15 protein-coding genes are annotated in these 18,432 nt (G+C 67.3%); 6 read left to right on the top strand and 9 right to left on the bottom strand.

All coding sequences use genetic code 11. The features are described from left to right. Positions 1 to 9: 9 nt before the first annotated feature. Genes J2Y49_RS26970 through J2Y49_RS26940 form a run of 7 tightly spaced genes read right to left on the bottom strand, consistent with a single transcriptional unit; the run spans position 10 to position 9,072 of the window. Positions 10 to 1,725, bottom strand: a complete 1,716-nt coding sequence (locus J2Y49_RS26970; RefSeq protein WP_310118471.1) for a hydrogenase large subunit — start codon at positions 1,723 to 1,725, stop codon at positions 10 to 12. Then, complete coding sequence (locus J2Y49_RS26965) at positions 1,722 to 3,347, bottom strand: hydrogenase 4 subunit F (protein WP_310118469.1); 1,626 nt, start codon at positions 3,345 to 3,347, stop codon at positions 1,722 to 1,724. The genes J2Y49_RS26970 and J2Y49_RS26965 overlap by 4 nt, the downstream gene beginning before the upstream one ends. Positions 3,348 to 3,352: 5 nt before the next feature. After that, on the bottom strand, positions 3,353 to 4,006 hold the full coding sequence (gene hyfE / locus J2Y49_RS26960; RefSeq protein ID WP_310118468.1) for a hydrogenase 4 membrane subunit: 654 nt from the start codon (positions 4,004 to 4,006) through the stop codon (positions 3,353 to 3,355). Positions 4,007 to 4,020: 14 nt separating this feature from the next. Next, a complete protein-coding gene (locus tag J2Y49_RS26955; RefSeq protein ID WP_310118465.1) occupies positions 4,021 to 5,484 on the bottom strand; it encodes a hydrogenase 4 subunit D in 1,464 nt (487 codons plus the stop codon). A gap of 19 nt (positions 5,485 to 5,503) precedes the next feature. After that, positions 5,504 to 6,442, bottom strand: coding sequence for an NADH-quinone oxidoreductase subunit H (locus J2Y49_RS26950; protein WP_310118464.1), 939 nt, complete (start codon positions 6,440 to 6,442; stop codon positions 5,504 to 5,506). 12 nt (positions 6,443 to 6,454) lie between these two features. Then, positions 6,455 to 8,482, bottom strand: coding sequence for a hydrogenase 4 subunit B (hyfB, locus tag J2Y49_RS26945; protein ID WP_310118463.1), 2,028 nt, complete (start codon positions 8,480 to 8,482; stop codon positions 6,455 to 6,457). After that, entirely contained in the window at positions 8,479 to 9,072 is a 594-nt protein-coding gene (locus J2Y49_RS26940; protein WP_310118462.1) for a 4Fe-4S dicluster domain-containing protein, read from the bottom strand. Before J2Y49_RS26940 ends, hyfB begins: the two co-directional genes overlap by 4 nt. A gap of 545 nt (positions 9,073 to 9,617) precedes the next feature. Here J2Y49_RS26940 and J2Y49_RS26935 point away from each other — a divergent pair. The 6 genes from J2Y49_RS26935 (at position 9,618) to J2Y49_RS26910 (ending at position 15,131) form a co-directional block, all read left to right on the top strand. Continuing rightward, positions 9,618 to 10,160: a 4Fe-4S dicluster domain-containing protein gene (locus J2Y49_RS26935; RefSeq protein ID WP_310118461.1), complete on the top strand. Its 543-nt coding sequence runs from the start codon at positions 9,618 to 9,620 to the stop codon at positions 10,158 to 10,160. Between the two features lie 59 nt (positions 10,161 to 10,219). Next, positions 10,220 to 12,391 (top strand): formate dehydrogenase subunit alpha, encoded by a 2,172-nt coding sequence (fdhF, locus tag J2Y49_RS26930; RefSeq protein ID WP_310118460.1) that lies wholly within the window; start codon positions 10,220 to 10,222, stop codon positions 12,389 to 12,391. 177 nt (positions 12,392 to 12,568) lie between these two features. Then, positions 12,569 to 12,811 (top strand): hydrogenase maturation nickel metallochaperone HypA, encoded by a 243-nt coding sequence (locus J2Y49_RS26925; RefSeq protein WP_310118458.1) that lies wholly within the window; start codon positions 12,569 to 12,571, stop codon positions 12,809 to 12,811. A 183-nt stretch (positions 12,812 to 12,994) separates the two neighbouring features. After that, positions 12,995 to 13,894: a LysR family transcriptional regulator gene (locus tag J2Y49_RS26920; protein WP_310118455.1), complete on the top strand. Its 900-nt coding sequence runs from the start codon at positions 12,995 to 12,997 to the stop codon at positions 13,892 to 13,894. Positions 13,895 to 14,035: 141 nt separating this feature from the next. Next, the gene (locus J2Y49_RS26915; RefSeq protein ID WP_310118453.1) at positions 14,036 to 14,470 is read left to right on the top strand and encodes a hypothetical protein; all 435 of its coding nucleotides are present in this window, start codon (positions 14,036 to 14,038) and stop codon (positions 14,468 to 14,470) included. A gap of 124 nt (positions 14,471 to 14,594) precedes the next feature. Continuing rightward, entirely contained in the window at positions 14,595 to 15,131 is a 537-nt protein-coding gene (locus J2Y49_RS26910; protein WP_310118451.1) for an HD domain-containing protein, read from the top strand. A gap of 58 nt (positions 15,132 to 15,189) precedes the next feature. On the opposite strand, the gene J2Y49_RS26905 is transcribed toward J2Y49_RS26910, so the two are convergent. After that, entirely contained in the window at positions 15,190 to 16,530 is a 1,341-nt protein-coding gene (locus tag J2Y49_RS26905; RefSeq protein WP_310118450.1) for a sigma-54 dependent transcriptional regulator, read from the bottom strand. Continuing rightward, positions 16,503 to 18,377: an ATP-binding protein gene (locus tag J2Y49_RS26900; protein WP_310118448.1), complete on the bottom strand. Its 1,875-nt coding sequence runs from the start codon at positions 18,375 to 18,377 to the stop codon at positions 16,503 to 16,505. Before J2Y49_RS26900 ends, J2Y49_RS26905 begins: the two co-directional genes overlap by 28 nt. Positions 18,378 to 18,432: the final 55 nt, after the last annotated feature.

Raw genomic sequence — 18,432 nt, 5'->3', positions numbered from 1 at the left:
TCGCCCCCGTCACTTCAGCGGTGAATCCGTGCGTTCGCGGCAGTAGCGCTCCATCTCCTTGTAGGCGATGGTCTTGGAGCGCTTCTTGCGAACGTCGACGACGGTCACGCGGTCGGTGCAGGAATAGCAGGGGTCGATGCTGCCCACGATCAGCGGGGCGTCCGACACCGTATTGCCGCGCAGCATGTAGCGCAGCACCGGCCAGTTGTTGTAGGTCGAGGCGCGGCAGCGCCAGCGGTAGAGCTTCTGGTTGTCGCCGGTCATCGACCAGTGGATGTCCTCGCCGCGCGGTGCCTCGGTGAAGCCCAGCGCGAATTTATGCGGGGCATAGGTGAAGTCCTCGGTCAGCACCGGGCCGGCGGGCGCCTTGTCCAGCAGCTGTTCGATGATCCACAGGCTGTCGAAGAACTCCGCCACCCGCACCAGCGTGCGGGACAGCACGTCGCAGCCCTGCTCCACATGAACCGGCATGTCGAGCAGCTTGTAACCGCCGAAGGCATGGTCGGCGCGGGTGTCGCGGCGATGTCCGCTGCCGCGCACCACCGGCCCGACCGGGCTGTAATCGCGGGCGATCTGCGGGTCCAACCGGCCGACGCCCTTGACGCGGCCGCTGACGTTGGCGGTCGACAGCAGCACGTCGACCAGCCGGGTCACGTCGTCGCGCAGTTCGGCGACCAGTTCGCGGGTCCTGGCCTGCTGGTCGCCCAGGATGTCGCGGCGCACGCCGCCGATCAGGTTCAGCGCATAGGTCTTGCGGGCGCCGGTCAGCAACTCCGCCAGCGTCATCGCCTTCTCGCGCACGCGGAAGAACTGCATGAAGCCGGTGTCGAAGCCGATGAAATGGCAGACGAGGCCGAGGTTCAGCAGATGGCTGTGCATCCGCTCCGTCTCCAGCAGGATGGAGCGGATGGCCTGCGCCCGCGGCGGAACCTTGATGCCCAGCGCATTTTCCACCGAGTTCGCATAGGCGACGCTGTGGGCGTAGCCGCAGATGCCGCAGACGCGGTCGGCAAGGAAGGTCACGTCATTGTAGCCCATCCGCGTCTCGGCCACCTTCTCCATGCCGCGGTGGACGTAGAACATGCGGTAATCGGCGTCGATGATGTCCTCGCCGTCGACGAACAGGCGGAAGTGGCCGGGCTCGTCGGAGGTGATGTGCAGCGGTCCCAGCGGGACGACGCGGGTCTCCTGCTTGGCTTCGTTGATGAACTGGTAGGTCTCGTCGTCGCTGGTCGGCGCCGGCCGCAGCCGGTAGTCCATCGAGTCCTTGCGCAGCGGATACAGCTCGTCGGGCCAGTCGTCGGGCAGGACGAGGCGGCGTTCGTCCGGCAGCCCGACCGGGCGCAGGCCGAACATGTCGCGCACCTCGCGCTCGCCCCAGACGCAGGCAGGCACCCGCGGGGTGACGGAGGGGTATTCCAGCGTGTCGGCCGGCACCTCGCAGCGCACCACCACATGGCACTTGTCGCCGCCCTCCATGGACAGGACGTAGTAGACGGCGTAGGCGCCGTTCAGCGGCCGTTCGTCGTTGCCGACGACCACCGACAGCCAGCCATTGTGGTCGTAATAGAGGCTGGCGACAACATCGGGCAGCGAGGAGGGCTTGACCGTGATGGTGACCTGGGCCTCGGTCTGCCAGGATTCATCCAGGATCGCATGGGGCAGGCTCTCGCGCAGGGAGGCGATAGTGCCGCTCCCGACCCGTTCCGGAGTGATGAGGTTCATTTGGAAATCTCCGTCTGCGAGAGGCTGCCGGTCACCACCGGCCCAGCGGCGCGGACCGTGTCGTATTTCTGCCATGGGGCGGCGACCACCGGGCGGCTGTCGCCGTTCATCACCACCGCGGTTGCCTGCTGGACGAGGTTGGACAGCGGCTGCGGCACGGCGAAGCCCAGCGTCAGCACCAGCACCGCCAGGACGCCCAGCGGGGCCAGCGCCCTCCAGCCCACGTCACCCTTGGCCATCGTCTCCGGGCTCTTGCCCAGCACGCTGTCGGCGACGATCTTCACCAGACCGGCGATGGTGATGCACAGGAACAGCGCGCACAGCGCCATGACCCAGCCATAGCCTTCGTTCAGCCCGGCCATGAAGACCATGAATTCGCTGACGAAGATGTTGAAGGGCGGGAAGCCGGCCAGCGCCAGGGCGCAGCCCATCATCAGCAGGCCGGTGGCCGGCGCCACCCGCAGCACGCCCTTCACCGCCCGCAGGTCGCGGGTGCCGTACTTCATCAGGACATTGCCGGCGCTGCAGAAGAACAGGGCCTTGGTGACGCTGTGGTTGATGGCGTGCAGCAAGGCCGCGGCGATGCCCAGCGGCCCGCCGACGCCGAGCGCCACGACGATCAGCCCGACATTCTCGATGCTGGAATAGGCCAGCTTGCGCTTCAAATCCTGCTGCACGAAGAACAGCAGGGACGAGACGCCGACCGACAGGACGCCCAGCGTCAGCAGAAGCATCTGCGGGAAGCCGACGCCCACCGTGCCGACGGTGATGACGTAGAAGCGGATGACGATCAGCAGCGCGCATTTCAGCAGCACGCCCGACAGCAGGCCCGACACCGGGCTCGGCGCCTCGGAATGGGCGTCGGGCAGCCAGGCATGCATCGGGAAGATGCCGGCCTTGGTGCCGAAGCCGATCAGGGCGAAGACGAAGGCCAGCTTGACCAGCATCGGGTCCAGCTCTGCGGCATGGCCGACCAGGGCCGTCCACAGCACCGCCTGATGCGGGTCGGCCAGCACGTCGGCGGCGTTGGAGAAGACCAGAACCGTGCCGTAGAGGCCGAAGGCGACGCCGACCGTGCAGATGATGACGTATTTCCAGGCGGCTTCCAGCGAGGATTTCTGCCCGTACAGCCCGACCAGGAAGGCGGAGCCGAGCGTGGTCGCCTCGATCGCCGCCCACATCATGATGATGTTGTTTGCGGTGACCGCCAGCAGCATGGTGAACAGGAACAGGCTGAAGAAGCCGTAATAGATCCGCAGCTTGCCGGCATCGATCAGGCCGGCTTCGAGGTCGTGGCGGATGTAGGCGATGGAATAGAGCCCGGTCAGCAGCCCGACCACGCCGATCAGCATCATGAAGACCGCGCCGAGCGCATCGACGAACAGCCAGTCGCCGAAGGCGGCGATGGCGCCGTTCGACAGCACCTGAATCAGCGCCGCGGCGCTCAGGAGGAACACATAGCCGATGGAGCCCAGATGGATGCGCTCCAGCAGCGCCACGCTGCCCTGGTCGGTTGCGAAGGAGTCGGGCAGCGACTCCCGGAACCAGGGCAGGGTCAGCAGGAACAGCGCCACCGCCAGCGGACCGATCAGCAGAAGTGGGGGAAGGATCGAGGGTACCATGGCGGTCATCCCTTCAGGCTCGTGAGCTGGCGCGCGTCGAGCGTGTGCAGCGTGTCGAAGATCCGGGATCCCAGCGCCGCCATCACCACCACCGCGAAGATGGCGTCGGTGGCGATGCCGATCTCCACCAGTTCAGGGGCGTTGGGGGCCAGCAGGGCCAGGGTCAGGTGCGACCCGTTCTCCATCAGGCAATAGCCGAACACCTGCTTCAGGATGTTCCGCTGCGCCACGATGCAGGCGAGCCCGATGAAGAACAGGGCGAGCGACACCGCCAGCGCCGGCTTGATGGCATCCGCCGCCGGCAGCGTCACCTTGGACGCCACGCCGAAGCACAGGATGACGGCGACCGCCGCCCCGACGATCGACAGCGCTGTCGGCATCACCGCACCCGATCCGATGGCCGGGTCGCTCAGCTTGCGGAAGGCGCGATACATGATGGCCGGGACCAGGATCACCTTGGTCAGCAGCGCGGTGAAGGACCAGAGATACAGCTCGCCCGACCCGGTGGTCCCTGCCAGCGCCACGAACAGCATCACCAGGATGAAGCTCTGCAGCGCGTAGAAGCGGGCGGAGTTGGCCGGATTGCCGGCGAGCGTGACCAGAAGGGAGCTGACGATCAGCAGGCCCGACAGGCCGTTGACGATGAGAAATCCGTTCATGACCGTTCCCTCCCTCAGCCGAGCCACGAGGCGGCGATGGAGCTTGAGACCACCGTCATCGCCACCAGGGCCACCAGCACGAATTTCATGCCGGCCGGCAGCGGCGCCGCCGCGGCCATGGTGGTGGACGGCTTGCCGGGCACCGAATGGCCCAGCCATTTCAGGAACCAGGCGAAGGAGCCGACCGATTCCGCCAGCGCGATGACGACCAGCACCATCAGCGCCCAGTGATGCGCTCCGACCTCGAACCCGCCGGCGAAGATGGCGAACTTGCTGAAGAAGCCGTTGAAGGGCGGCACGCCGGTGATCGCCAGGGCGGCGCAGACGAAGGCGACGCCCAGCAGCGGCGACTTGGTGACGATGCCGCGCAGCGACGGCAGCAGGCGGGTGCCGGCGGTGTAGCTCAGCGCACCGGCGACCAGGAAGAACAGCGTCTTGGCGAAGGCGTGGTTGAAGATGTGGGCGATGGCGCCCTTGAAGGCGAGGTCGGAGCCGAAGACCGACAGCGACAGCGCCAGCAGGATGTAGGCCAGCTGCGTTATGGTCGAATAGGCCAAGAGACGCTTCAGGTCGACCTGCGGCAGATACATGAAGAAGCCGTAGACCAGCGTCAGCACAGCCATGGTCGAGCCGACCCAGCCGACGATCTCCGGCGCGCCGCCCGACGACATCAGCCCGCGGGCGAAGATGTAGACGCCGACCTTCACCATCGATGCCGCATGCAGGTAGGCGCTGACCGGGGTCGGCGCCTCCATCGCGTCGGGCAGCCACATGTGGAAGGGCAACTGGGCCGACTTGCCCCAGGCGGCGACCAGGATCGCCAGCAGCACGACCGCCTTCATCCCCGGCGCCAGATCGGCGATGGCGGTGAGAGCAAAGGTGCCGGTCGACAGGAACAGCAGCGCCGCCGCGACATAGAGGCCGAGCGAGGCGACATGGGTGACCAGCAGCGCCTTGGCCGCCGAGCGCAGCGCCTTCGGCGATTCGTAGTAGCCGATCAGGGCCCAGGAGCAGGCGCCCGTCAGCTCGAAGAAGGCAAGCTGGCCGACGACGGTGGAGCTGAAGACCAGCCCGGTCATCGCGCCGATGAACACCAGCAGGAAGGCGTAGAAGCGCCGCCGGCCGATGTCGGGATGCTCGCGGTTGCCGGCGTTCAGATAGGCGGCGGAATAGACCGCCACCAGCAGACCGATGGAGATCACCGCCAGCGCGATCAGCACGCTGACGCTGTCCACCACCAGCCCGAGGATCGAGACCGATCCGAAGGAGATCAGGTCGAAGGTGCCGCCGATCTTGCCGTCGCCGAGCAGCGACATGGCGAGGATGGCGATCACCGCGACGGTGGCGGCTGCGAAGCCCTGGCACAGCCATTTGGCCGATGCCCGTTCCGATGCCGCGATCGCCGCCGCACCGCCGAAGGGGACGAGGATGGCGGCCAGCGCCAGCAGCCCGAGCGGTTCCGTGGGGAGTGTTATCATGATGCTGCCCCTCGCCGGCTCACAGGCCGACCAGATAGAAGACGAAGGCGAGCGAGGCGGCGCCGACCCCGACCCAGCTGTGCTGGGGGGTCAGGCGGAAGCGGACGCGCGCGACGCTGTTCTCGACCACGCCGACGGCGGCGAAGATCAGGACCAGCTTGATGGCGAAGGCGACCAGCCCGAACAGCAGCCCGAAGAATGTCATCTCGGGCGCGCTGCCGAAGGGCAGGAAGACGCCGATGAACCACGCGACGACGACCGCCTGCTTCAGCGACATCGCCCACTTGATCAGCGCCAGCGACGGACCGGAATATTCGGTCAGCGGGCCTTCCTGCAGCTCCTGCTCCGCCTCCGCCATGTCGTAGGGCAGCTTGCCCAGCTCGATGTAGATGGCGTAGGCGAAGGAGAGAGCTGCGATGACGGTCGCGGTGGCCGACCGGACATGGCCGTCTGCGATGGCGGTGCCGATGGCGCCGAGGTTGGTCGAGCCGGCCAGCAGCGCCGCGACGAACAGCGACAGCATCATCACCGGCTCCACCAGCACGCCCATGGTCAGCTCGCGGCTGCCGCCGATGCCGGAGAAGGAGCTGCCGCTGTCGATGCCGGACAGCGAGAAGAAGAAGCGGGCCAGCGCGAACAGATAGATGACGGTGATCAGGTCGCCGATGGGCGCCACCGGCGTGAAGCGGGTCAGCATCGGGATGCCCATTGCGATGACCAGCACCGTCGTCAGCATCACCGCCGGCATGGCGCGGAAGGCGAAGCCGCTGTTGGGTGGGGTCAGGTCCTGGCGGGTCAGCAGCTTGGCGATGTCGCGATAGTCCTGCAGCAGTCCCGGCCCGTGGCGGGTGTGCAGCTTTGCCCGGATCATGCGCGACAGGCCGGAGATCAGGGGGGCCGCGGCCAGCAGGAGGAGCGCCTGGAACAGTCCCAGGATCAGGTGTGAGAAGGTCAGCATGGCGTCCTCCCGTCAGACGGCCAGCGCCAGCAGCGCGATCAGCGCCGCGACGATGTAGAGGCAGTAGATCCGGAAATCGCCGGCCTGGATGATTTGCAGCCACTTGCCGCTGGTATCGACGGCGCCGGTGATCGGGGCGATGACGCTCCGGTCGGCGAGCGGTTCGGTGCGCCGCGCCAGCGTGACCACCCGCTCGAAGCCGAGGGCGACGCCGGTCCAGCGCCCGGAGATCGAGCGGCGCATGGTGTAGAGCGGGGCGAAGAACATGCGGATCGGCTGGGCGAAGCTGCCGGCGGTGGCGGGCATGTGATGGTCCGGCAGATATCCGGCCGCCCAGGGCGCCGCCACCTTGCGGTCGCCGCCGCGGCGGCCTGCGAAGGCAGCCTTCAGCGCGATAGGCAGGAAGGCCATGGCGATCAGCAGGATGGCGATCAGCGGGGTGGACAGCGTCGCCTGCTGGGCGTCGCCCGGCAGCAGGGTGGTGCCGACTGCCAGAGTCACCGGAGCGGTGCCGATGGTCGCCGCTGCGATGCGGCCCATCACCGGGGCCACCAGCGGAGCCAGCAGGCCGAGCGCCACGCAGGCGACGGCCAACACCGCCATGCCGGCGACCATCGCGGCCGGCGCCTCGCGCGCCTCCTCCGCATGATGGCTGCGCGGCGCTCCGGCGAACATGATGCCGTAGGCCTTGACGAAGCACATCACCGCCAGCGCGCCGGTCAGCGCCAGCATGACGGCGGCGATGGGGGCGGCGAACTTCACAAGCGGGGTACCGTCGAGAGCGGCGGCGAACAGCGCCTGATAGGTGTACCATTCCGACACGAAGCCGTTCAGCGGCGGGATCGCCGAGATGGCCAGCGCGCCGACCAGGAAGGACAGGGCGGTCCAGGGCATGGTACGGGCCAACCCGCCCATCTCCTCCATGTCCTTGGTGTGCATGCGGAAGATGGCGGAGCCGGCGCCGAGGAACAGCAGGCCCTTGAACACCGCATGGTTCAGCAGGTGATAGAGGCCGGCCATCAGGCCCAGCACCGCCAGCACCGGCTGGTGCAGCGCCATGCCGATCATGCCGGTGCCCACACCCAGCAGGATGATGCCGATATTCTCGACCGAGTGGTAGGCGAGCAGCTTCTTGATGTCGTGCTCCGCCAGGGCATAGACGACGCCCAGCACCGAGGACACCGCGCCGAAGGCCAACACCAGCAGGCCCCAGCCCAGCATCGCCGGCCCGGCGCTGGCGCCCAGCAGGTCGATGCCGACCTTGACGATGCCGAAGACGCCGATCTTGATCATCACGCCCGACATCAGCGCCGAGGCGTGCGACGGGGCGGCCGGATGGGCGCGCGGCAGCCAGATGTGCAGCGGGATCATTCCGGCCTTGGCGCCGAAGCCGATGAAGGCCAGCAGGAACGCCACGCTGTCCAGCGGGGCCGGCAGCGGATGGGCGCGGAAGGCGGCGAAATCGAAGCTGCCGGCCTGGTTCGCCATCAGGAAGAAGGCGGCCATGATCAGCACCGAGCCGCCATGGGCGACCAGGAAATAGAGGAAGCCGGCGCCCACCGCCTCGTCATCCTGGTCGAAGATGACCAGGAAGTAGGAGGCCAGCGACATCATCTCGAAGAAGATGAGGAACCAGAAGGCGTTGTCGGCCGCCACCACCAGCATCATCGACGCGATGAAGGCGTTCATGAAGAAGCCCATCGCCCCGATGCCGCGCCCGGCATATTCGCGCACATAGGCGAAGCCGTAGATCCAGGCGACCAGCGACAGCAGGGAGATGACCGCGATCATCAGGCCGGCCAGCGGGTCGAGCCGCAGGACGAAATGAGCGAAGGGGTAGGGGCCGGCGGCATCGAGCACGGCCGGCTGGCCGGCGCCGATGGCCGTCAGCCCGGCGCCGAGCCCGGCGACCGCCGCGGCGATGCCGACGCCGCTGCCGCCAAGACGGATGTCCCCCTCCCGATGCTTCAGGAGGAGGCAGAGGATGGCGCCGCCGCAGGACAGCAGCAGCGACATGATGAGCAGGGAGAGTGGAATCATGGGTCCAGCCCCTCCAGCGAGGCGAGCGGCGTTTCGGGACTGACCGGTGCCGCGGCGGCCAGCCTGCGCTTGACGGCGGCAGTCTGGCGGGTGGCGTCGGCGTCTGCCGCGTAAAGGGCGGCGGTCGGGCACACGCGCACGCAGGCCGGCCCGTCGCCGGAAAAGGCGCAGAGGTCGCATTTCACCGCCACGCTGCGCACGCCGATGTCCCAGGCCAGCAGCGGGTCGAGCGCCGCCGAATGGGTCGGTGTGGCGGTGGCGATGCCGGCGACCCCGGCGATGCCCGTGCCGCTGGGCGTGATGGCGCCGAAGGGGCAGGCCAGCGCACACATCTTGCAGCCGATGCAGGCCTGCTCATCCAGCAGGATGGCGTCGGCGGCATGGGTGATGGCGTCGACCGGACAGACGCGGGCACAGGGCGCGTCCTCGCACTGGTGGCAGAGGACGGGGCCGGTGTCGTCGCCGATCCGCATGACGGTCAGCCGGGGATGCGACTGCAGCCCCTGTTTCTTGTGTGCCTCGGTGCAGGCCGCCATGCAGGTGTTGCACCCGATGCATTTTCTCGGTTCCGCGATAACGAAGCGATTCATGTCCAGACCTCCGGCTTCCCGGGCGGGTGCGTCGACTCGGCCTGATCGGGATTGGGAAGGATCCCGATAAAAAATCCTGATCGGCCAATAAGAAGACAGTATTGGCTCGCGCACGCCCCCGCGGCCGCCTGTCTTCACATGCGGTGCGGCAGAAGGAGAGCCAGCTGTTGCGAATCTTTGTCAAATGACCGTCTCGATGGGGACCGTCATCGACTTCGCTACGCTATTCCCCTCAGTTACGCGATGTCAACTAGACACATAAAAAAAGTGGGTATAAGGTGCGCGTCACGAAGACAGGAAGTCATGAGGCAATTTCACTGCCGAATGACTCACCGGAAACTCCGATAAGAAAGACAATATACTCGATAGGATCGGCTTATCGGCATCGATTACTTTTAAATATCGGGCGATAAGCGATTTCGATCGGACGTGAAGCCACCGGTGCCCATCGCGGCGGACCGGCGCGTAACGCCAGGGAACAGTGAAGCGATGCCGGGGCGGGACCGTCCGACGGCCCCCTCCGGCTGCAAACAAGGACGACGGGAATGAACAGATTCGTCACTGCCAACCCGAGCAAGTGCATCGGTTGCCGCACATGCGAGGTCGCCTGTGCGCTTGCCCATTCCGATGGTGCCGGCGTCGAAGGACTGGCGCCGGAGACCTTCAAGCCGCGCATCCGCATGGTGAAGACGGCCAGCGTCAGCACTGCCGTGATGTGCCACCATTGCGAAGACGCGCCCTGCGTCAACGCCTGCCCCAACAACGCCATCGTCTATCGCCAGCACAGCGTGCAGGTGGAACAGGAGCGCTGCCTGGGCTGCAAGAACTGCGTGCTGGCCTGCCCCTTCGGCGCCATGGACGTGGTGACGATCCCGGCGGTCCGGCAGTTCGCCGGCATGACGCTCAGCCTGGGCGTCAAGGCGCAGGCGCACAAATGCGACCTGTGCGTCGACCGCGCCGCTGGTCCGGCCTGCGTGTCGGTCTGCCCGACCAACGCCCTGACGCTGATGGACCGGGACGCGATGGACGAGACCCTGCGCCGCCGGCGCGAGCGCGCCGCCCTGGAAGCCGCCGAAGTGGCGGCCTGACCCTCCCATCACTGCGGCTGAAGCACAGCCGGCACAATCGAGCGAACATCGAGGTCGAGATGGAAAAGCATATGGCGGTCTGCCCCTACTGCGGTACGGGCTGCAAACTGAATCTGCTGGTCGAGGGCGGGAAGGTCGTCGGTGCCGAACCCCTCAACGGCGTCACCAATGAAGGAGAGCTCTGCCTCAAGGGCTATTTCGGCTACGACTTCATCAACGACACCAAGATCCTGACGCCGCGCCTGCGCAACCCGATGCTGCGCCGCAGCCGCGATACCGCGTTCGAGGCGGTGTCGTGGGACGAGGCGATCCAGTACGCCGCGACCAAGCTGGGCGAGATCAAGGCCAAGTACGGCCCCGACTCGATCATGACCACCGGCTCGTCGCGCGGCACCGGCAATGAGACCAACTATGTGATGCAGAAATTCACCCGCGCGGTTCTCGGCACCAACAATGTCGACAACTGCGCGCGCGTCTGCCATGGCCCGTCAGTCGCCGGATTGCAGGTGACGCTGGGCAACGGCGCCATGAGCAACTCGATCCCCGAGATCGAGCACACCAAATGCGTCCTGGTCTTCGGCTACAACGTTGCCGACAGCCATCCGGTGATCGCCAAACGCATCATCAGGGCCAAGGAACGCGGCGCCAAGATCATCGTCTGCGATCCGCGCAAGATCGAGACGGCGCGTCTGGCCGACCTGTGGCTGCCGCTGAATAACGGCTCCAACATGGCGCTGGTCAATGCCTTCGCCAATGTCCTGATCAATGAAGGGCTCTACAACAAGGACTATGTCGCCAACCACACCGAGGGCTTCGACGAGTACAAGAAGATCGTCGACAAATATACGCCCGAATATGCTGCGGCGATCACCGGCCTGCGCGCCGACGACATCCGCGAGGCGATGCGGATCTACGCCGCCGCTCCCTCCGCCACCATCCTGTGGGGCATGGGTGTCACCCAATGGGGCCAGGGCGTCGACGTGGTGAAGGGGCTGTCGGGGCTGGCGCTGCTGACCGGCAATCTCGGGCGTCCGAATGTCGGCGTCGGCCCGGTGCGCGGGCAGAACAACGTGCAGGGCAGCTGCGACATGGGCGTGCTGCCCACCGAATTCCCCGGCTACCAGAAGGTCACCGATCCGGAGGTGCGCGCGAAATTCGCCAAGGCCTGGGGGGTCGACTCACTGCCCGACCAGATCGGCTGCCGCCTGACCGACGTGCCGCATCTGGCGGAAACCGGCAGGCTGAAGGCCATGTACGTCATGGGCGAGGACCCGGCCCAGACCGAGCCGGACCTGACCCAGGTGCGCAAGGGCTTCGAGGCGATGGAGTTCGTCATCGTCCAGGACATCTTCATGACGAAGACGGCGATGTTCGCCGACCTGATCCTGCCGGCCACCTCCTGGGGCGAGCATGAGGGCGTGTTCAGCGCCGCCGACCGCAGCTTCCAGCGCTTCACCAAGGCGGTGGACGCCAAGGGCGACGTCAAGCACGACTGGGAGATCATCAGCCTGCTCGCCACGGCGATGGGCTATCCCATGCACTACAACAACACCAAGGAGATCTGGGACGAGCTGCGCGAGCTCTGCCCGATCTTCTACGGCGTGACCTACGAGAAGATGGAAGGACTCGGCGCGGTGCCCTGGCCCTGCCGCGACCTCGATTCGGCCGGCTCCAAGTATCTGTACGAGGGCAACGTCTTCCAGCGGCCGGGCGGCAAGGGCCTGCTGTTCGCCACCGAATGGCGTCCGCCGCAGGACCAGCTGAACGAGGAGTTCCCGCTGATCCTCTGCACGGTGCGCGAGGTCGGCCATTACTCCTGCCGTTCGATGACCGGCAACTGCGCCGCCCTGCAGACGCTGGCCGACGAGCCCGGCTATGTCACCATGAACCCGAAGGACGCCAAGGCCCTGGGCATCCGCGACCAGGAACTGGTCTGGGTGTCGTCGCGCCGGGGCAAGGTGATCAGCCGCGCCAGCGTCACCGACCGCACCAACAAGGGGGCCGTCTACATGACCTACCAGTGGTGGATCGGCGCCTGCAACGAGCTGACCATCCACGCCGTCGATCCCATCGCCAAGACGCCGGAATACAAATACGCCGCCGTCCGGGTCGAGGCGATTGCCGATCAGGTCTGGGCCGAGAACCACGTCCAGCAGGAATACGCGAAGCTGAAGGGCGGCCTCAGCAACGCGGTGACCCGTGCGGCGAAGAAGGCCCCGGCCTACGCGTGATGTATCTCCCTCTCCCGTCCCGGGAGAGGGAAGGGGCCCATGGCGTAAGCCATGGGAAGGGTGAGGGGTTATCCGAGGATCAAGAGAATCCATGTCCAGATCACACCTCACCCTCCCCACTTCGTGGGTCCCCTCCCTCTCCCGGGGCGGGAGAGGGCTCTTACAGGACCCAATCCCATGCATGAGATCGCACTCTGCCAATCCCTGCTGGAGCAGGCGATGAAGGCGCGGGACGCCAACCCCTTCGGCCGGGTGGTCCGCGTCAGCCTGTCGGTCGGCCGGACCAGCCGGGTGCAGCCGGACGCCCTGCGCCATGCATTCGACCTGCTCAGCCGCGACACCTTCCTGGAGGGCGCGGAGCTGCGGATTGACCAGCCGCCCGGCGACGGATTCGGGCTGCTGGAGATGGAGGTGTCGTGACCGTGAACCCTTCGTGCGCCAACGATGCGTCCCTTTGCCGCTGCGGCAGGCCGCGCCGCGACAAAAAACCGTGACTCGCATCAATGATATTGCCCGGGTCGTGATCGATAAGTTCCCGCGTGCAGTGCGCCCTGGCAGCGGGCACCCGATTTACGCTGCGCCCGATGTGGGAGGAGCCCCGGCATGCAGGAAAAGCTGGAATTTCTGATCGCGCTGGCCACCGAAAAGCATTTCGGCCGCGCGGCGCAGGTCTGCGGCGTTTCGCAGCCGAACCTGTCCGCGGCGATCAAGCAGCTGGAATCGACCATGGGCATGCCTCTGGTCGACCGCGGCGCCCGCTTCATCGGCTTCACCCCGGAAGGGGAACGGGTTCTGGAATGGGCGCGGCGCATCGTCGGCGACTACAAGGCGATGCGCGCCGATGTGGAGACGATGAAGCAGGGGCTGACCGGCACGCTGCGGCTGGTGGTGGTGCCGACGGCGCTGCCCATGGTCCAGCGGCTGACCGCCACCGTGTGGTCGATGCATCCCGGCATCAAGATCACCATCGCCTCCCACAGCTCCACCGAGATCCTGTCGCGGCTGGAGAATCTGGAGGCGGAGGCCGGCATCACCTATCTCGACAACGAACCGCTCGGCAATGTCGACGAGGTGCCGCTCTATCACGAGCGCTACCACCTGATCACCTCGGTGGACGGCCCGTTCGGCACGCGCGACAGCGTCACCTGGGAGGAGGCGGCGAAGGTGCCGCTCTGCCTGCTGAACGCCAACATGCAGAACCGCCGCATCATCGACCGCGCCTTCGCCGAGGCGGGCGTGCATGCCGAACCGATGCTGGAATCCAACTCCATCGTCGTGCTGGCCAACCACCTCTGCACCGGGATGTGGTCGACGATCATGCCGCGGATCATGGCGGATTCGCTGCTGCTGCCCCCGACCATCCGTGCGATTCCCATCGTGGCGCCGGAGCTGTCCACCCTGATCGGCCTCGTGGTCGCCCGCCGCGATCCGCAGCCGCCGTTGACCGCCGCGCTGATCGCAGACGCGCGCCGGCTCGCCCCGGAACTGGCGATGGCGGCCTGATCACAGGGCAGCTTTGCCAACTGGTCATACCACTTGACGATTTGTCGCGCCCCTGTGTTGCATTGCAGCATGATATGGAATCGGACGGGAGACGCGCCGGGATCGGCCCGTCCACGCCTCCCCCGAGGAGTGCTCTTTCCAATGAACACAGATACTTCGTCGCATCGCTGGTCAGTCGCCCCGGCCCAGCGCGCGCTCGACCACGAGCCGCTGGGTGCCGATGTCCTTGCCGCCTTCGCCCAGGTGGTCGCCCGCCTGCACAGCGAAACGGACGCGCTTGCGCGGCGCATGGCCGATGTCGGCACCATCGAACTGGTGGAGCGTGACGGCGGGGCGCAACTGCTCTACCGCGCCCATCATGGCGAAGACGAGGGCGAAGGGCTGCACCGGCTGGTCGGCAGCTTCGACCTGCATCTGACCCATGACGCTAAGGCGGCCATCCACTTGCGGATCCGCGGCGATCTGCCGCCGGCCGAGGTTCTGGACTTCGACCGCGTGACGGCCGACCATCTCCGTACCCGGCTGCATGCGTTCGAGATGGGTTGCCGCCGCCTGCCGATGGCGCGCGCCGCCTGACCGGACCGGTGACCCTGCAGCCGAATAGCCGCAGCGAAGCCCCCGCAGCGGACCATAGGTGCACTGTCGCCGCCTGGGCGGGCAATGCCAAGGCGCCGCCCGCCCGCGGCACGGAGGAGACCAGATGTCTGACAACAATGAACTGATCACCGCGGCGCTGCGCCATGCGGCGGCCCTGCATGACGGCACCTTCCGCCCCGACCGAGCGCGCACGCCCTTCGTCTCGCACCTGTCGGAAACCGCCGAGCTGGTGGCCCAGGCCGGCGGCACTCCGGCCGAGATCGCCGCCGCCTGGCTCCATGACGCGGTCGAGGATGGGCTGACCACCATCGCCGAACTGGCCGACCGCTTCGGCCCGGAGGTCGCCGATCTGGTGGCCGCCGTCAGCGATGCGCCGGAGGATGTCGGCCGGGCGATTGCCGATCGCAAGGCGATCCAGGCCGCCCGCCTCGCCGCCGCGCCCGACGGAGCCAAGCGCATCAAGCTGGCGGAACAGATCTCGATCCTCCAGGCGCTGGCGGTGGAACGCCCGCTGTCCTGGAGCGTCGAACGGGCCGAGGCCTATGTCGAAGGCTCCCGCCTTGTCGCGGATGCCTGCGCCGCCGCCAGCCCGCTGCTGGCCGAACGCTACGCCGCCGCGCTGGCAGGCGCCTCCCGCTGACCGGGAATCTTAGCCCTTCTCCCGCAAGGGGAGAAGGGCTTCCGATGCCACGCAGTCGTCACGACAGGCCGTATTTCCTGATCTTGTCGTGCAGCGTGGTCTTTGCGATCTGCAACTCCTCCGCTGCACGGGCAAGGCTGTGGCCGGTGCGGCGCAGCGTGTCGGCGATCAGCGCGCGTTCGAAGGCCTCGACCGCTTCAGCCAGCGGCCGTGCGGTCGCGGGATGGGCGGTGGCGAAAGGCGGAAAGCCCTGTTCGATGCCCAGCACGCAGCGGTCGGCGACATTGTGCAGCTCGCGCACATTGCCGGGCCAGTCGTAGGCCATCAGCCGGCGCATCCGCTCCGCATCCGGCGGCGGCACCGGGCGGTCATGGCGGGCGGCTGCCTGAAGGATGAACTGCTCGAACAGCAGCGGGATGTCCTCGCGCCGTTCGCGCAATGGCGGCAGCGGCAGGTTGGCAACGTTCAGCCGGTAATAGAGGTCGGCGCGGAACTGTCCGCGGTCGGCCAGTTCGCGCAAATCCACCTTGGTGGCGGCGATCACCCGGCAGTCGACATGGACCGGCGTGTTGGAGCCCAGCCGTTCCAGCGTGCGTTCCTGAAGGACGCGCAGGAACTTGATCTGCACCGGCATCGGCATGCTCTCGATCTCGTCGAGGAACAGCGTGCCGCCATGGGCATGCTCCACCTTGCCGATCCGCCTTTTGCCGGCCCCGGTGAAGGCCCCGGCCTCATGCCCGAAGATCTCGCTGTCGATCAGGCTTTCCGGCAGGCCGCCGCAATTGATGGCGACGAAGTTGCCGGCACGGCGCGGGCTGGCGTCATGCAGGCAACGCGCCGCCAGTTCCTTCCCTGACCCTGTCTCGCCATGGATCAGCACGTCGGCGGCGGAGCTGGCGAGTTCGCCGATCAGCCGGCGCACCCGCTCCATCTGCGGCGATCCGCCGACCAGCCGCGCTTCGATGCTGTCGCGATTCTGCAGCCGGGCGCGCAATTCGCGCACCTCCAGCGTCAGCCGCCGCTTCTCCAGCGCGCGGCGCACCACCTCCACCAGATAGTCGGGGGAGAAGGGCTTCTCGATGAAGTCGTGGGCGCCCAGCTTCATCGCCTGCACCGCCATCGACACGTCGCCATGGCCGGTCATCAGCACCACCGGCAAATCCGGATCGGCGGCGAGCAGCGTGGAGAGAAGCTCCATGCCATCCATGCCCGGCAGGCGGATGTCGGTGACGACCACGCCGGGAAAGCCGTCCGCCACCAGCCGCCGCGCCTTCTCCGCGCTGTCCACCGCCTGGGTCGGGATGTCCTCCAACTCCAGCGCCTGCTGGCAGCCGAGGCTGACGTTCGGGTCGTCCTCGACGATAAGAACCTTCAGGGCGGCGGAGGAAATGTCGGGCATGCGAGGTCTTCGGCCAGGATGGTGGTCGGGTCGGCGGGCAGGACGGCGGCGGAAAGGTCGATGGTGAAGACCGCTCCGCCATCGGCACCGTTCGCCCCGGTCAGGGTGCCGCCGAAGTCACGCACGATCCCGGCGGAGATGGCAAGCCCCAACCCGAGCCCGCCGCTTCCCTCCCGCGCGCCGTCCTTCGCCGCTTCCTTGGTGGTGAAGAAGGGTTCGAACAGGCGGGGCAGGACCTCTTCGGACAGGCCGGGGCCGTTATCCGCCACCTGGATGCGCGTCCGGCCGTCCTCCGTCCGTGCCGTCAGGGTCAGTTTGCCGCCTGCCCGCCCGGCCAGCGCATCGAGGCCGTTGGCGACCAGATTGACCACCACCTGCTCCAGCCGGTTGGGATCGCACAGCGCCGCCACGTCCTCCGGCACATCGACCGTCACGGCGACGCCGGAGCGCCGCAGCCGCTGCTCCAGCAGGAACAATGCGTTATCGATGGGCCGCCGCACTGCCACCGGGCGGGGGGCGCCCGAGGATTTGCGGGCGAAGGATTTCAGCTGGCCGGTCAGGGCGCCCATGCTGTCCACCAACTGGGCAATGCGCTCCAGATTGCCCTTTGCCGCGTCCAGGTTGCCGCGCTGGAGGAACTTGACCGTGTTGCCCGACAGGGTGCGCAGGGCTGCCAGCGGCTGGTTCAGCTCATGCGCCAGCCCGGCGGACAGCTGGCCGATCACCGCCAGCTTGCCGGCATGCACCAGCTCGTCCTGGGCGGCGCGCAGGTTGCGGGTGCGCTCCTCCACCTTGCGTTCCAGGTCGCGCAGATGGCCGCGGCGCTGCACCCACATCAGCAGCAGGATGCCCAGGAAAGCGCTGCCGACCGCCGCCAGCGCCGCGCGGGTCCAGGCCATGCCGGTGATCTGCGAAGCCGGCGACAGCACGGTCATCGTCCACCCCGTGCCGTGCAGCGGCGCCGTCTGGGCCAGGAAGCTGCCGCTGACCGGGAAGACGGCCGACTCCGCCTCCCCATCCGCCGGGCGGGCGAGCCGGACCAGTTCCGCATCGGGGGCGATCCGGTTCAGCGACGACAGGCCCAGCGGCGGCAGCGGACGGGCATTGTATTGCAGGGTCCGGTCGAAATGCCGGCGCGTCGGCTCGTCCATCGCCCGCAGGGTGGTGAATTTCCAGGAGGGAACGGAGGCCAGGATGACCACGCCGTTCTCGTCGCTGACCAGGACCGGTGCCTCCACCGTCGACCAGGACTGTTCCAGCTGCTCCAGGCTGACCTTCACCACCGCGACGCCGACGATGGCGCCGTCCTCCGCCAGCGGAGAGGACAGGTAATAGCCGGCCTCCCCCCGCGTGGTGCCGACGCCGAACAGACGGCCCTGGCGACCGGCGGCGGCCTCGATGAAATAGGGGCGATAGGATAGATCCTCGCCGACGAAGCTGTCGGGGCGGTTCCAGTTGCTGGCGGCCACCACCCGGCCCTGGCGGTTCAGCACATAGATCGACAGGGTGCCGGCCCGCTCGTTCAGTCGCTCCAGATAGCGGTTCAGCCCCCAGGCCAGCGGTGCGCGTCCGGTCACGAGGTCGAGAACGTCGCGCTCCAGCCCCAGCGTCGCCGGGAAATAGGCGTATTTGTCGATCTCCCGCTCCAGGCTCTCGGCATAGAGGTCGAGACGGTGGCGACCGGTCTCCCGCAGGGCGGCCAGCCCCATTCCCTCGCTGACGCGGAATCCCGCCAGTCCGGCGAGCAGGGCCAGCCCGGCCATGACCGGCAGGAGAAGACCGATGGTGCGGAGACGGCGCGTAATCTGCATGAAAAAGGCGGGCAGGGACGGGGACTGCCGCATCATAGCAGATGCCCCCCTCCCATTGCCCGCCCGCCTTTGTGGACTGTCTTTGTGGATG

The organism is Azospirillum sp. BE72, assembly GCF_031455875.1.
Lineage (GTDB): Bacteria > Pseudomonadota > Alphaproteobacteria > Azospirillales > Azospirillaceae > Azospirillum.
The sequence above is the reverse complement of the archived record's forward strand: the minus strand, read 5'-3'. Positions and strand labels throughout refer to the sequence as shown.

What these genes read in the sequence shown, in the direction of transcription:
- J2Y49_RS26955 (WP_310118465.1), bottom strand. Translation starts at nt 5,484, where the DNA reads ATGATAACACTCCCCACGGAACCGCTCGGGCTGCTGGCGCTGGCCGCC.
- J2Y49_RS26915 (WP_310118453.1), top strand. Translation starts at nt 14,036, where the DNA reads ATGAACACAGATACTTCGTCGCATCGCTGGTCAGTCGCCCCGGCCCAG.
- J2Y49_RS26950 (WP_310118464.1), bottom strand. Translation starts at nt 6,442, where the DNA reads ATGCTGACCTTCTCACACCTGATCCTGGGACTGTTCCAGGCGCTCCTC.
- J2Y49_RS26910 (WP_310118451.1), top strand. Translation starts at nt 14,595, where the DNA reads ATGTCTGACAACAATGAACTGATCACCGCGGCGCTGCGCCATGCGGCG.
- J2Y49_RS26935 (WP_310118461.1), top strand. Translation starts at nt 9,618, where the DNA reads ATGAACAGATTCGTCACTGCCAACCCGAGCAAGTGCATCGGTTGCCGC.
- hyfB (WP_310118463.1), bottom strand. Translation starts at nt 8,482, where the DNA reads ATGATTCCACTCTCCCTGCTCATCATGTCGCTGCTGCTGTCCTGCGGC.
- fdhF (WP_310118460.1), top strand. Translation starts at nt 10,220, where the DNA reads ATGGAAAAGCATATGGCGGTCTGCCCCTACTGCGGTACGGGCTGCAAA.
- J2Y49_RS26905 (WP_310118450.1), bottom strand. Translation starts at nt 16,530, where the DNA reads ATGCCCGACATTTCCTCCGCCGCCCTGAAGGTTCTTATCGTCGAGGAC.
- J2Y49_RS26965 (WP_310118469.1), bottom strand. Translation starts at nt 3,347, where the DNA reads ATGGTACCCTCGATCCTTCCCCCACTTCTGCTGATCGGTCCGCTGGCG.
- J2Y49_RS26970 (WP_310118471.1), bottom strand. Translation starts at nt 1,725, where the DNA reads ATGAACCTCATCACTCCGGAACGGGTCGGGAGCGGCACTATCGCCTCC.
- J2Y49_RS26925 (WP_310118458.1), top strand. Translation starts at nt 12,569, where the DNA reads ATGCATGAGATCGCACTCTGCCAATCCCTGCTGGAGCAGGCGATGAAG.
- J2Y49_RS26940 (WP_310118462.1), bottom strand. Translation starts at nt 9,072, where the DNA reads ATGAATCGCTTCGTTATCGCGGAACCGAGAAAATGCATCGGGTGCAAC.
- J2Y49_RS26920 (WP_310118455.1), top strand. Translation starts at nt 12,995, where the DNA reads ATGCAGGAAAAGCTGGAATTTCTGATCGCGCTGGCCACCGAAAAGCAT.
- J2Y49_RS26900 (WP_310118448.1), bottom strand. Translation starts at nt 18,377, where the DNA reads ATGATGCGGCAGTCCCCGTCCCTGCCCGCCTTTTTCATGCAGATTACG.
- hyfE (WP_310118468.1), bottom strand. Translation starts at nt 4,006, where the DNA reads ATGAACGGATTTCTCATCGTCAACGGCCTGTCGGGCCTGCTGATCGTC.